The sequence below is a fragment of the Candidatus Woesearchaeota archaeon genome, assembly GCA_016192995.1.
GTDB lineage: Archaea > Nanobdellota > Nanobdellia > Woesearchaeales > DSVV01 > JACPTB01.
On sequence record JACPTB010000006.1, the window covers coordinates 71,322 to 84,674 of the forward strand.

The following is a 13,353-nucleotide window of genomic DNA, read 5'->3' on the forward strand; positions in this document are numbered from 1 at the left end:
CTGCACAATGGTCAAAAGCCATAACTACTGGACAAGTAGTTACTCGTATGCTAATAATTGAGTAATGGGGGTCATATAAAATGATGAGAAAAATACTAAGTGTTTTGGTATTGCTCTTAGTGGTATTAATGGCAGTGCCTGTTAATACAGAAGCTAAAGTAGTAACCACAAAATTGCCGTTACATATTGAATATGTAAAGATTAATGGCGACAAATTACATGAAAATGTGGAAACACAAAATCCACTAGCAATTGACGATCTCGAAAGAGAACAAGAAATTTCTGTGACGGTGCAAGTGACTGCAACAGGTGTCGAAGTTGATACCAATGGCGACGGTGTAACTGAACACGTTCCCGTTGACTTAGAAGATCTTGGCTTATATGCAAGCATTGGCGGTTTTGACATGCACAATGGTGAAATTACAGGATCTGAACAAGACCTTGAAGCAGACTTAGAAGATGGTCACGCGCAAACATTCAAATTCACTATGAAGTTGCCTTATAACCTTGATCAAGGAGATTATGTTTTCTTTGTTCGAGCAAATGCTCGCGTTGCAAACGCAGATGAAAAATTTGGTACTGTAGTTGTAGGGGATTTATTCCAACATACCTCATTAACAGTGACTAAAGAATATGCAATTACTGTTGATGCAAAAGACCATTCAGTAACTATTAAAGATGTTATGTTTTCACCTTCTTCAACCGTGAAAGCAGGTACAAGTTTATTAACCAAAGTACGGGTTAAAAACACTGGTAATATGGATGATGAAGAAGGCGTTCAAGTTAAAGTAACTATTCCAGAACTTGGTTTAGAAGCAACTGATTGGTTAGAAAAACTTAATGAAGAAGAATCTTCAAGTTCAGAACAATTATGGGTAATCATTCCAAAATGTACAAAAGCTGGAACATATGATGCTAAAGTTGATGTATATTTTGAAGATGGCGACCATAAAGCTTCAACCACAAAACAAATTACTGTTTATGAAAACGAAAACTGTGTTGAAGGCAAACAAGATGCTCCTCAAGAGCAGGAAACAACTGTTTTGACTGTCGGCACTGCAACTCAAAATGTAGTGAAAGGCCAAGCAGGAGTTGTGTATCCAGTAACTATTAGCAACATGGGTAAAACAGCAAAAACCTATGTAGTTAATGTTGATGGCTACCAAAATTGGGGGCAAGTTAGTGTTAGTCCTTCAAACGTTTTAGTAGTAAACCCAGGACAAGCAGCAGCATCATACGTTCATGTTGCAGCATTAGAAACCGCAACACCAGGCGAACACATGTTCAGTGTTGTAGTTAACAGCGGTGCTGAACAACTAGAGCAGTTTGTGGTGAAAGCAAATGTCCAAGACAGTGGTAAAGCAGTTGCTCCAGTTGATGCAGGCAAAAGCACATCAGCGCGAGATGTTTTAACTGTTGTCTTAATCGTCTTAATCGTAGTGTTAGTATTGCTAGCATTAGTCATTGGCTTTAATAAATTACGAAGCAAAAATGACGAAGATGAAGAAGACGACCAAACCTACTACTAAAATGTAGGTTCTTTTTTTATTTAATTTTTATTTAGATTCAATAAGATCAAATATGATCTCCAATCTCAATTATGCGGGGAATATTATTCCCTTTTATTTTATTTATTTCAAGATAATCAGTTTAATTAGTTTCATTAAAGTGGGTGTTATGGGTGTTAAGAGGGTTAAGATTACAAAAAAAGAGTTCTAGGCATTTCTTCACTATAATAATAGGTATCTCCTTATGGTTATTATTGTTAGTATCATCTCCTTCTTTAGTTGCTGGTCAAGATGATTTTACTGCAGTTACTTCTCCTTCAATAATTAATGCATGCGCTTGTAATACCCACAGCAGTAAAATCAGTATATTGAATACCGGAGAAATTGAGATACATTATCTTGTTCGCACAGAAGGAGAAAACCAAGAGCTTATCGCCCTTGCAAATCCGCAGTTTCTGTTAAAGCCATCTCAATCCAAAGAAGTTTTTTCGTTTATTAAAGTTCCTTGTGATACTTATAATTCATTTGATATCACGACATTAATTCAGACAGGTTTTGGCACAACAAAAGAGATTAAACAAACAATTCAGCCTATTGCCTGTGAATCTGCTTCATTGTTCGTTGATAAAGAGGATCAAGTAACCAATGCTTGTACACCTGTCGTGTATAAACTTACTGTAAGAAATAGTATGAATTATTTGCAGGTATTGGAATTGAGCTTAAATCTCAAGCCGGAATATTATCGTTTAACGCATAATCCTGTTGTCCTAGCGCCTTATGAAACAAAAGAAGCATTCTTGTATGTAACACTGCCTTGTGAATTTGCAGAAAAAGCATCGTTCACTTTAACAGCAAAAGACCAAGCTACTAAAAATCTTCAGACACTTCCTTTGAGTATTAGTATTAACCAAGGTTCTTATGGTTATGCTTTAGATACAGGGATGCTTATCACACCAAGCAATGATTCAGAAACTGTCTCATTTAATTATGTGTCTGCACAAGATCCAAGCTATAAAGTTTGTGAAAACACCAATACTATAATTCCTGTTAAATTAGGAAATACTGGTTATCTTTACAATGGTTACAAAGTGAGTATTAATCCAGGACAGTCATGGTTAGGATATGATGCTTCATATTTCTGGCTTCTTCCATCTCAACAATATATTACTCCATTATATGTTCAGCCTCAAGGAAAAGATCGTGGTGATTATAATCTTGACCTTGTAGCAACATCGTATAAAGGAGATCTTTCTTATAAAATTCCTTTGCAGATTTCTGTAGTGAAATGTGAAGAAGTTTCAGCAGAGGTCAACGCAAAGCAATTTAAACAGCGTTTAATGATAAGTTTGCTTTTGTTTATATTATTGTTATTGATTATAGTAGTGCTTCTCGTCATAATTATTAAGAGAAGAAAAGCTCAAAAGCTTCATCCAATTGCAGAAGAATACTATAAAGAACAAGAGAAAAGTAAAGAACAAGAGAAAAAACAGGAAAAAGTAGTTGCTTCCGCAATAGGATGGAAAGTTGTTGGCATTATAATGCTGATGTTGCTTGTCCTTGGTTTAATAGCATTAGCTTTTTTCAAATTTGCAACTCCTTCAAAGATTAATGAGTTTCGCAAAGATTTGCGAGAAAAGTTTGCAGGAAAAGATAATGTAACAGCAGCAGATAAAAAAATTAATATTTCATCAGTAGAAAAACTTCCAACAAAACCATCCAACATTACTAAAGACCTTCTTCAAAAAAAGGAATCAGAAAAGAAACCTGTCGAATTGTATGATCCTCAGAAAAAATACAAATTAAACGAAACACAGCTCAAAGTATTATATCACGAAATGTACGAAGATAAACCTTATAATCTATTTTTGGATAGTTATTTTGTTGATGCTGATGAAGATTATTTAGTGATAACTCATTCACCGGTTAAAAATCTCAGTATTTATATGGATGGAACGTATGTGAAAGTAATGCCAGACAAAAACTTTGTTGGTGAACGGAGAGTGGTATTCACTGCAGATGATAGCAAAGGAGGCGTTGCATACTCTCCAGAATTTATTTTCGTTGTTAAACCAATCCCGGAATTCATAACAAAAGCAGGCAGGAATATGCCTGGTATTATAACTACTGTTATCATCTTAATAATATTAGGAGCAATAATTCTTTTGCTATGGATGAAACCGCCAAAGCAGCCAATAGTTAAGAAACAACCGAAGAATGGAATAGAGTTTGACTTATAGTTCGGCTCTGCCCCGAATCTCGGCATAGCCTCGGTTTTGGTGCCGTGATTATCCCCCTTGTTTATAATAAGGAAAAAATTCCCATTGGAATTCCCTTTTTTCTCACTTATTAATTAGAAGGATAATCACAGGTATGGCACCAAAAACTACATTCGGGGCAGAGCCATAGTTCTTAAAAACATTTAAATACGCTGGCTTATTTTTTAATTAAAGAAGGGGATATCGTCTAACCTGGCCAGGATAAGTGGCTCCAGTTGTGGAGCGATGAGCTATAGGTTGATTATAGCAATGATAATCTGATCAGAAGACACCACTGGGTCTGAGTTCGAATCTCAGTATCCCCATATTTATTTTAATCTCGAGGTGGAAAACGTGAAAAAAATAGCAGTTTTTTTAGTAATAATGGCAGTAGCTCTTTTTTTGGTAAGTTGTAATAAAGAAGAAACAAAGAAAGAATCAGATGCAGTTAAGGAAATTCAGCCAGCTCAAGCAAAAACAGACGAAACACCAGCAGCTAAACAAACTACTGATGAAACAAAGACTGAAGAATCAAAAGCAACAACAGTAACAGATGATGAGGATGATGAAAGCGATCAAGAGGATGCAGATGATGTAGGTACAAATGAGGTAGATGAATCAGAAACAAACACAACAACAGCAAATGGAGAACAAGTAACCAACCTAACCAGTGAAGTAAAGGCAGAAGAAAAAATAGCAGGTTGTACTGATTCAGATAATGGAAAAGATTACAATGTCATGGGTACGGTCACCTTAAAAAATGGTTATAAAGAATCAGATCAATGCAGTACCAACACTAACACACCTAATAAACTGTATGAAAAGTATTGTAAAGGAGATACGTACCTAACTGAAGGTTATACCTGCGAATATGGTTGTATGGCAGGAGCATGTGTTGCAGATGACGATGAAACTAATGTTGAGGAGCAGCCAACTAATTCCACACAATAATATCTTTTTCTTTTGTTTTTGTTTTTCTAATTATTCCAGCTTTTAATTCGATGACATATTGTGCTTTTCTTTGTGGTTTATACAGAGTAAATGGCCTAAAATTTTCTTTTAGTTCAACAACTTGTTTCTTTTGATTTAAATAAATAATATCAATCGGGTAAAACACAAACCACATATGAAGTGGAATAATCTTTTCCTCATTAAAAACAAAGATAAGATTTTGGTGTTTTTTGAACATTAAGCCACAGGCTTTGCTCAATAAGGTTTTACAGACGTTATACTTTTTACCCAGGGTTGTTTTTTTAGTATCATTGTTAATAGGCATAGAATCATCTATAAGGAAAAAGTATATAAATTATCCTATGGTGCTTATCCATGGTGATACTATGGATAAGCACAAAGTAACAGTTTATTCAACTAAAACATGTCCTTGGTGTGATAAATTAAAATCTTATCTTACCTCAAAAAAAGTTAAATTTCAGGTTATTGATGTTGGAGAAAACCAAGAACAAGCAGAAGAGATGGTGCGAAAATCAGGGCAAATGGGTGTTCCTGTAACAGACATAGATGGAAAAATAATTGTCGGTTTTGATCAAGATGAAATAGATAAAGTATTAGGATTATAATTATTCTTTATTTTACAGTACGTAATAAGTCTGGGGTTTTAGCGCCTACATTCTTGGTTCTGTCCTGAATGAAGTTTTTGGTGCCATGCTTGTGATTATCCTTCAAATTAATACGTGGGAAAAAAGGAAATTACAATGGGAATTTTTTCCTTGTTATAAATAAGTGAGATAATCACGGCACCAAAATCGAGGCTATGCCGAGATTCAGGACAGAACCCCATTTTGTGAAGCTCTTCTTAAATTCACTTTGGGGATTTTTCGGAGTGCCAGAGAGAAAAATCCAATCGAAAACCACTTAAAAAGCTGAACCGGCGCTAAAACTAAAGAAGACTTATTACGTACTATTCAAAAGTAAAACTCCATTTATTTTGTGCGTTAAGAACTCCTTCTCTTATATTTCCATTTCCGTCCCGATAAAAGAAGGTAATTTGAAAAGGCTCAAAAATTTGAAAAAAATTATGCACTTTCCGGGCAAAAATATAGCTTTTTTTGCATGTTTTTTGAAGATTGCAATCTAAACTGAATTTTCCTCGTGAGCTTACATGGTTTTGTCCATAACCAGGTTCAAATTCAAAAACATCATAAGATAATTTCCCAACACCATCTTCGTCATAGAGATCAATAACAAAATTAATCTCTCCAATTTCAGGGTATATGTTATAAGTTCTTTGTAAATAGACTTTTCCTTGCGGATTGTGGTCTTGGGTAAGTCTTTTATCAGTGTTTGTTGGATAAAAATTATAATTGAACCCGCCTTGGCGATCTACATATTTTGGTCGTACGCCCCATTTGCTTTCAGTCTGCACAGGTCTTTTTGAATCCCACTCTGTAGCATCATAATCTACTCCATAAGGTTGAGAATATTGATTTCCTGCAGTATTTTGATAGAATCCAACACTATTAGTTCTTTTACTTTGATCAGGCGCTACATAATGCCAGTCATAAACGACATTTCCTGTTATCTCTGCGTTCTGTTGTGTTGTTTTAGAATAAGTTTTTATGACTATGAACATAATAATAACTATGATCAATATAGCTACTATTGCTTTAATAGCACTGTAGTCCTTTTTCATGAACATCCTCTTTTTATGTTGTATTTGGAATGTTATTATTTATAAATATTGCTGTAACTTTAAATAGATTTAAGTCTTTCTATAAGAAATGAACCAAGAAATAAGGGAGTTACTGCATTCAAACAAGAAAACCATGATTATTGGTATCCTTAATGCTACTCATGATTCATTCTATGATGGCAATAAATACCTCGTATTGGAAAAAGCAATCCAGCATGCTGAAAAGATGATTCAAGAAAGTGCGGATATTATTGATATAGGTGGCGAATCAACAAGACCTGGTTCTGAAGCAGTTTCTGAAGAAGAAGAATTAAACAGAGTTATTCCAGTGATCAAAACATTGCGAGAAAAATATCCTCAGTTTCCGATTTCTATAGATTCCTGCAAACCAAGGGTTATTGAACAAGCGCTTCAAGCAGGCGCAACGATTATTAACGATATTACTGGCTTGCAAAATGGCGATGTTTGCATGCTTGCAGCAAAATACCAAGTTCCCGTTATTATGATGCATATGCAAGGCACGCCGAAAAATATGCAGCAAAATCCACAATATAAAGATGTGGTGAAGGATATTGTGGATTTTTTCAAGCAGCAGATTGCAAACGCAGAAAAATATGGTATTAAAGAAATTATTGTTGATCCTGGGATCGGATTTGGGAAAACCCTTAAGCATAATCTTGAAATCTTAAACCGCCTTAATGAATTTAAACAATTAGGCAAGCCTCTATTGATTGGTGCTTCTCGAAAATCATTCATAAATATGATTCAACCAACGCCAGTCGAAGATCGTTTGGAAGGAACATTAGCAGCGCATGCAGTCGCAGTGATGCATGGAGCAAACATAGTAAGAGTGCATGATGTTAAAGAACATAAAAAAATGTTGGCAGTTTTAGATGCAATAAAAAATAACAAGAAAAATATAATTTTTCTTGGGTTAGGAACAAATCTTGGCAATAAAAAAGAAAATCTAGCAAGAGCTTTAGAGCTTTTGAAAGAGAAACTAATAATTGAAAAAATATCATCAATCTATGAAAGTAAACCTTATGGTTTTGGAAAGCAGGATAATTTCTACAACCAAGTGATTAAGGGAACAACAACGCTTTCCCCTTATGAACTGTTATACTTTGTTAAATGTATTGAAGAAATTATGGGAAGAAAAGTAACCTTCAAACATGGCCCAAGAATAATTGACATTGATATTTTATTATATAATGATGAAATTATTACAATAGATGATCTTATAATTCCCCATCCTCAATTAGAAAAGCGTGATTTTGTTCTTATTCCTTTGTTAGAAATAGAACCAACATTAATATCTGTTGTTACTAAAAAATTGTTGCGAGAACGAGCTGAGCAACTGAAAGAAAAATATATCATTTCTAAAGTTACTTAATTTGAGCATGTTGAAGAACGTTTTTGCTCAAAAACTTGCGAGCATCGAGAACTTCAACACCTAAAAGTTTTCCTTGTTTATTAAAATCAACAATAATATTATCATTGATTTTAACAGTATTTACAGCATCCCCTTCTTTTATAGGGAATTCTATGTAAATATAAGCTGCATCAACATCTTTATCATATTCAATTTTCATCATGTTATAGTACCGTTATAATCTTTATATGTTTTTCTTTTTGAACAAATATAATGATAAGTTCCCTATTATTGATCACGGTTGTAATTTGCTTTTTATCATCGTCTAAATACCTTACTTTTTTAGGATTTTCTAATCCATATTCTATTTCTAGTATACTAATACCTCTTTGTTTTAATCTTCTAATGGCATGATCTGAATATATGATTTTCATAGAAGATTTTAACGAAGAACTCTAATAAATAATCACCTACATTAAAACCGAAAATAATTCAGAGAAACCGCAAATGTTTACTTTTTATTCGGAGGTTTTTCATTAGGAATAGGTAATTTCGAAAAATTTACGAAAATTCCGAAAAATTAATTTGTTTTCTTTTTAGAAATAGTTAAATAGTAAGCCGACTTTCAAGATTTAATGGTACATCAGCAGCTATCTCAAGATCAATATTTTAAACAATTAATGGAGGAGTTTAATAAAGAACAAGAAATACGATCATTAGTTTTAACTGCTCATTTATTTATTGAATATTGGATTAATGAAATTATTATGAACATTTTTCCTCAAGGAAAAATTATTTTTAAGAACAAAGAGTTAAGGGGATTTTCATCGAAAATAGATATACTAACAGCTTTTGGAGTATTCGAAAAAGATGAAGATTTACTTTATAATATTACTCAAATAAATCAACTTAGAAACAAATATGCACATAACTTAATAATTAAAGAAAGTGAGGTTAATAAAAGCATTAAACAACTCAAATTAATTCCAAATAATTTGTCTGAAAATATTAATTCGTTTGATCTCATATCACAATTTAAGATGAAAACAGTGATAACTATTCTTACCTTACATAGTGTTTTTAATAGATTTTAGTTACTTAAAAAGACAAGACAGACGATTAAAGAATAGATCTTACTAACTATTCCATAGGAACCTTTAAAAACAAATAACCACTTCTTCATGACGATATGGATAAAGAAAATAGTAGCTCGACAGCAAATAAAAAAGTATTTTTCTATACTCAAGGATGTGCAAATAATCAGACCGATTCTGAAACAATGGCTGGTATTTTGAAAGAAGATGGTTATGATATAGTTAATGCTCCTGAATCAGCAGATTGCTTAGTCATCAATTCATGCACCGTAAAAAATGCAACTGAAACAGAATTTTTTAGAACATTAAACAAATTACCAAAAAAGCCAACAGTCGTTGCAGGATGCATTGCCCAGACTGATCAAGAAAAATTAAAAGGATTTTCTTTGATTGGCACAACAAATATTCATCACATTACTGATGTTGTTGAAGAAACTTTGGAAGGAAATCAGGTTATTTTTACGAAACGTGAAAACAGTATAAGATTAAATCTTCCAAAAATAAGAAAGAATCCAGTGATAGAAATCATTCCGATCAATCGTGGTTGTTTAGGACATTGCACCTTTTGCAAAACAAAAGCTGCACGGTTTAATTTACAGAGTTTTGAAAAACAAGCAATTTTGCAACAAGCGCAGCAAGCAATTAAAGAAGGTGTTAAAGAAATCTGGCTTACTTCACAGGATACCGCAGTTTACGGCCAAGATTTAGAAACAAGAGAGGAAGAAAACAACAGCAATAACAAAAACAAAGAATTGCCTGAACTCTTGAAAGCGCTTTGCAATTTAGAGGGAACTTTCATGGTAAAATTAGGCATGGGCAACCCGGACCATTATCTAAAAATGATTCCGAATTTAATTGAAGCATTTAAACATAAAAAAATGTTTAAATTTTTGCATATTCCGCTACAAGCAGGTAATAATGAAGTGCTTGCAAACATGGAGCGAAATTATACTACTGAAGAATACAAATATATTATAACTGAATTCAAAAAAGCAATTCCTCAAATCCATATTATGACTGATATTATCTGTGGTTTTCCCGGCGAAACAGATGAACAATTTGAAGATACATTAAAAATAATTGAAGAAACAAAACCAGACTCAGTAAATATTTCACGTTATTCTGCACGACCAAAAACAGTAGCAGCAACTTGGAAACAGTTGCCAACACATGTTATTGCAGATCGTTCTCGAAAATTAACTGAGCTTTTTGATAAAATCACGTTGGAAAACAACGAGAAGTGGATTGCATGGGAAGGTGCAGTGCTTATTGATGAAGAAGGAAAGCAAGGAACTAAAACAATGAACGGTAAAAATGCCTGCTACCGACAAATTGTTGTCAATGATCCAGAACAAAAACTCAAATTAGGAGATATTGTGCACGTAAAAGTAATTGAAGCCAAAGAATATTATTTGTTGGCAACATTTAATAATAAATTATAATAAAAAATATAGGTGTATTATGGTTAATACTGATGTCCTTTGGTCATTAAATGATATTATATACTATCACGTTTTAGCTGGGCATAGAAGTTTTGAGTCTAGAGGATTGGAAGTAGAATTTGATTTTGATCCTGATATGCCTTCGATCTATTGTAAAGATACTACACACGATTTATACCATGCTACACGAGATTTATCCCATATGCTACAGGAATTAACAGGGGAGCAACTTGATGCTAAAATTGTTGATAGAAGTATAACAAAGTTAAGATACAGTACGTTATTTGTTGATGGTATTCAAGTAATTATTATTGAGCATAATGGAAAACCAATCCCAGATGATACAGTTGTTAAATTGAATCGTCAATTAGATGAAATATATAGAACAAGAGCAACAGTTAATCCTGGGGGAAGAGGTGGAAACAGAAGGGCTGCGATACAAATAACTTCATACGATGGTAAAATCTACATTCAAAACTATCCCACATGGAAATACAGTGTTGATACAACAATAGAAATTCCTGTCAAAAACTCTTAAGTATAAAAGGTAATAACATGGAAACAAAATCACTTTTTATCGAAGTCATGGGGGATTCACCTACTATTAAAATACTGGACTATCTCTTAACTGAGCGTCATTTAGATTTTTCTATAACTGATATGGCAAATAATGCAGGTATTGGACGAGCAACATTATATAGGGTATGGGATGATTTAATCAAAAATAATATTATCATACCTACAAGAACTATTGGAAAAGCAAAATTATTCAAACTTAATGAAGAAAATCCAGTAATTAAAAAACTTATTGAAATAGATGATATGCTTATTTTGAAAGAATTAAGAAAGGTATGTGTATAGAATTTTATACCTTAAATACTAGCGAAAGTGATTGGATCAAAAATCTCTTTAATTGATTATAGATAATAACCTCCTAATAACCCTCTTGATACTAAAGCACTTCTTTGATAAATCATTCGTGACACTCTATCAACCAAATCATGTGGCTTCACATATTGCCTTTGGTTTTTGAGCCACTCAAAGAAATCTGCATATGATTTGCCATGATCAGGTATTATCCATGTAAACATGAAATTTCTGCTCAAGTGACACAATGCTATTTGATCGATACGTTCTTGCAAAGACTGTAATTCATTACCTTTATCACAATCACTAAATGTTGTTGTATTCGAATTATGAACTTCATGATTTTGAGGATTTATAGCATAGCCAACACCTTCTATAATCCTATACGTATCTCTTTTCTGCCTATGTGAATTAACGCTTAGTTGAAACTCACCGCAATTTTTATTATCATATTGGGAGTAATAGTTACTAATAACAGCAGTAAGACCCATTCCTTGATCTCGTAAATATCTGTCAAACTCATAGATAAACACTAAAAATGCTTGTGAACCCATAACAGGTAAAGGATCAGTTTGAATCTTCATTGTTCCAAGTTTTCCTAATATTAATTTTCTCATCTTGTGTATACACTTCCCATGTTATATCAATATTTGTTGTAAGCTTCCTTACAGCAAGAGGAGATATTTTAAAAATGATAATGCACTACTTAAATAAATGGAATCATTACAAAGATTAGGATTTAATGCGAATGAAGCAAAAATTTATTTGGCTTTGATTGATCTCGGTGAAGCTCAGGCAGGATTGATTAGTAAAACAGCGCAAATAAATAGAACAACAACCTATGATGCTTTAGAAAGATTAATTCAGAGAGGCTTGGTCAAATATGTCATTCAAGCAAATAGAAAAGTGTTTCAACCAGTTCCACCAAATAAATTGTTAGACAAAATAAAAGAACAAGAGAACATAGCAGAAGAAATTCTTCCTGAATTAGAGGTAAGATTTAAGCAAAGAAAAGAAGGAGAAGAGTCAGCTATTTACAAAGGTCGAAAGGGAATAAAATCGATTTTAGTGGATATTCTCAAGTATAAGGAATATGTTTGTTTTGGTTCATCGGGAAAGTTTTTGGAATTGATGAAACATGATTTTATACAATTTCAAAAGCAGAAAAAGCAAAATAAAATCAAGGCGAGAGTTATTTTTGGGCAAAGTGCTAAACACTCCGAAAGTGTTGCAGTTGCTTATTCACAATTTCGTTATATTCCTGATAAGTTCTCTTCACCTACAACTACTTTTATTTACGGAAAATATATTGCAATAATTCTCTGGAGTGAAACACCTATGGCAACGGTCATTAAAAGCAAAGAAATTGCATATTCTTATAACAACTACTTTAATTTGTTATGGAAAACTGCCAAAAAATAAACTAATTATTTATCCTTAACTTTCTCCCAATCAGCTAAGAAATTCTTCAATCCAACATCAGTTAATGCATGTTTCCATAACTGTTCAATAACATTAGGCGGACACGTGACAACATCTGCTCCTAATAATGCAGATTCTTTGACATGAATGGGATTTCGGACACTGGCAACTAAAATTTTAGTTTTAAACCCATAATTTGAATAAATTGTTTTAATTTCTTCAATTAATTCCATTCCTGTTTGTCCAATATCATCCAATCTTCCGATAAAAGGACTAATATACGTTGAACCTACTTTTGCAGCAAGCAAAGCTTGATTTGCGCTAAAACATAAGGTTGCATTCACTTTCACTCCTTTAGAAGTTAATATTTTGATTGCCTTTAATCCTTCAGGAATTAAAGGGATTTTAATGACAATATTTTTATGAATTTTAACTAATTCTTTTGCTTCAGCTAACATTCCTTCGCAATCAGTGCTGACAACTTCTGCGCTGATAGGGCCATTGACAATGGCAGCAATCTCTTTAACAACTTGCTTAAAATTTCTTCCTTCTTTGGCAATTAAACTAGGGTTAGTAGTAACGCCATCGATGATACCATAAGAATTCAATCTTTTTATTGCTTCAACATCAGCAGTATCAACAAATATTTGCATAATAACACCCCTCCTTTCTTATTTTTAGATAGCATTATCTAAGTTAGATAATGCTGCCTAAAAATAAGAAAGAAAAGGTGTATATAAAAT

16 protein-coding genes and 1 tRNA gene are annotated in these 13,353 nt (G+C 33.1%); 11 read left to right on the top strand and 6 right to left on the bottom strand.

The annotated features are described in order from the left end of the window. The first annotated feature begins 80 nt into the window (after nucleotides 1-80). From HYY69_05365 to HYY69_05380, 4 genes are all read left to right on the top strand, one after another. Nucleotides 81-1,529 carry a putative S-layer protein gene (locus tag HYY69_05365; GenBank protein MBI3032881.1) on the top strand — a complete coding sequence of 483 codons (1,449 nt, stop codon included), beginning with the start codon at nucleotides 81-83 and terminating at the stop codon, nucleotides 1,527-1,529. Nucleotides 1,530-1,762: 233 nt separating this feature from the next. Further along, nucleotides 1,763-3,745 carry a hypothetical protein gene (locus HYY69_05370; protein ID MBI3032882.1) on the top strand — a complete coding sequence of 661 codons (1,983 nt, stop codon included), beginning with the start codon at nucleotides 1,763-1,765 and terminating at the stop codon, nucleotides 3,743-3,745. A 215-nt stretch (nucleotides 3,746-3,960) separates the two neighbouring features. Further along, nucleotides 3,961-4,089, top strand: a tRNA-Trp gene (locus HYY69_05375). A 28-nt stretch (nucleotides 4,090-4,117) separates the two neighbouring features. Beyond that, nucleotides 4,118-4,714, top strand: coding sequence for a hypothetical protein (locus HYY69_05380; GenBank protein ID MBI3032883.1), 597 nt, complete (start codon nucleotides 4,118-4,120; stop codon nucleotides 4,712-4,714). Here HYY69_05380 and HYY69_05385 read toward each other — a convergent pair. After that, entirely contained in the window at nucleotides 4,698-5,039 is a 342-nt protein-coding gene (locus HYY69_05385; protein ID MBI3032884.1) for a DUF192 domain-containing protein, read from the bottom strand. The two genes, HYY69_05380 and HYY69_05385, sit on opposite strands and share 17 nt — an antisense overlap. A gap of 61 nt (nucleotides 5,040-5,100) precedes the next feature. On the opposite strand from HYY69_05385, the gene HYY69_05390 reads away from it, so the two are divergent. Continuing rightward, nucleotides 5,101-5,340 carry a glutathione S-transferase N-terminal domain-containing protein gene (locus HYY69_05390; protein MBI3032885.1) on the top strand — a complete coding sequence of 80 codons (240 nt, stop codon included), beginning with the start codon at nucleotides 5,101-5,103 and terminating at the stop codon, nucleotides 5,338-5,340. A 341-nt stretch (nucleotides 5,341-5,681) separates the two neighbouring features. Here HYY69_05390 and HYY69_05395 read toward each other — a convergent pair whose 3' ends face one another. Continuing rightward, nucleotides 5,682-6,413 carry a hypothetical protein gene (locus HYY69_05395; GenBank protein MBI3032886.1) on the bottom strand — a complete coding sequence of 244 codons (732 nt, stop codon included), beginning with the start codon at nucleotides 6,411-6,413 and terminating at the stop codon, nucleotides 5,682-5,684. 88 nt (nucleotides 6,414-6,501) lie between these two features. Between HYY69_05395 and folP the strand changes: the two genes are divergently transcribed. Continuing rightward, nucleotides 6,502-7,806, top strand: coding sequence for a dihydropteroate synthase (gene folP, locus HYY69_05400; GenBank protein MBI3032887.1), 1,305 nt, complete (start codon nucleotides 6,502-6,504; stop codon nucleotides 7,804-7,806). On the opposite strand, the gene HYY69_05405 is transcribed toward folP, so the two are convergent. Together HYY69_05405 and HYY69_05410 are read right to left on the bottom strand one after the other, a co-directional pair. Beyond that, nucleotides 7,799-8,008 carry a DUF2283 domain-containing protein gene (locus HYY69_05405; protein MBI3032888.1) on the bottom strand — a complete coding sequence of 70 codons (210 nt, stop codon included), beginning with the start codon at nucleotides 8,006-8,008 and terminating at the stop codon, nucleotides 7,799-7,801. The genes folP and HYY69_05405 overlap by 8 nt on opposite strands. 1 nt (nucleotide 8,009) lies before the next feature. Continuing rightward, the gene (locus HYY69_05410) at nucleotides 8,010-8,219 is read right to left on the bottom strand and encodes a DUF4258 domain-containing protein (protein ID MBI3032889.1); all 210 of its coding nucleotides are present in this window, start codon (nucleotides 8,217-8,219) and stop codon (nucleotides 8,010-8,012) included. 201 nt (nucleotides 8,220-8,420) lie between these two features. Between HYY69_05410 and HYY69_05415 the strand changes: the two genes are divergently transcribed. The 4 genes from HYY69_05415 (at nucleotide 8,421) to HYY69_05430 (ending at nucleotide 11,182) form a co-directional block, all read left to right on the top strand. After that, entirely contained in the window at nucleotides 8,421-8,879 is a 459-nt protein-coding gene (locus tag HYY69_05415) for a hypothetical protein (protein ID MBI3032890.1), read from the top strand. A gap of 95 nt (nucleotides 8,880-8,974) precedes the next feature. Then, entirely contained in the window at nucleotides 8,975-10,321 is a 1,347-nt protein-coding gene (locus tag HYY69_05420; GenBank protein MBI3032891.1) for a tRNA (N(6)-L-threonylcarbamoyladenosine(37)-C(2))-methylthiotransferase, read from the top strand. A 19-nt stretch (nucleotides 10,322-10,340) separates the two neighbouring features. Further along, the gene (locus tag HYY69_05425) at nucleotides 10,341-10,859 is read left to right on the top strand and encodes a hypothetical protein (GenBank protein ID MBI3032892.1); all 519 of its coding nucleotides are present in this window, start codon (nucleotides 10,341-10,343) and stop codon (nucleotides 10,857-10,859) included. A 17-nt stretch (nucleotides 10,860-10,876) separates the two neighbouring features. Beyond that, nucleotides 10,877-11,182 (top strand): hypothetical protein, encoded by a 306-nt coding sequence (locus HYY69_05430; protein ID MBI3032893.1) that lies wholly within the window; start codon nucleotides 10,877-10,879, stop codon nucleotides 11,180-11,182. Between the two features lie 56 nt (nucleotides 11,183-11,238). Here HYY69_05430 and HYY69_05435 read toward each other — a convergent pair whose 3' ends face one another. Further along, nucleotides 11,239-11,805: a hypothetical protein gene (locus HYY69_05435; GenBank protein MBI3032894.1), complete on the bottom strand. Its 567-nt coding sequence runs from the start codon at nucleotides 11,803-11,805 to the stop codon at nucleotides 11,239-11,241. Between the two features lie 97 nt (nucleotides 11,806-11,902). Here HYY69_05435 and HYY69_05440 point away from each other — a divergent pair, with 97 nt between their 5' ends. Next, complete coding sequence (locus HYY69_05440; protein ID MBI3032895.1) at nucleotides 11,903-12,610, top strand: hypothetical protein; 708 nt, start codon at nucleotides 11,903-11,905, stop codon at nucleotides 12,608-12,610. Between the two features lie 5 nt (nucleotides 12,611-12,615). On the opposite strand, the gene fsa is transcribed toward HYY69_05440, so the two are convergent. Next, nucleotides 12,616-13,263, bottom strand: coding sequence for a fructose-6-phosphate aldolase (fsa, locus tag HYY69_05445; protein ID MBI3032896.1), 648 nt, complete (start codon nucleotides 13,261-13,263; stop codon nucleotides 12,616-12,618). Nucleotides 13,264-13,353: the final 90 nt, after the last annotated feature.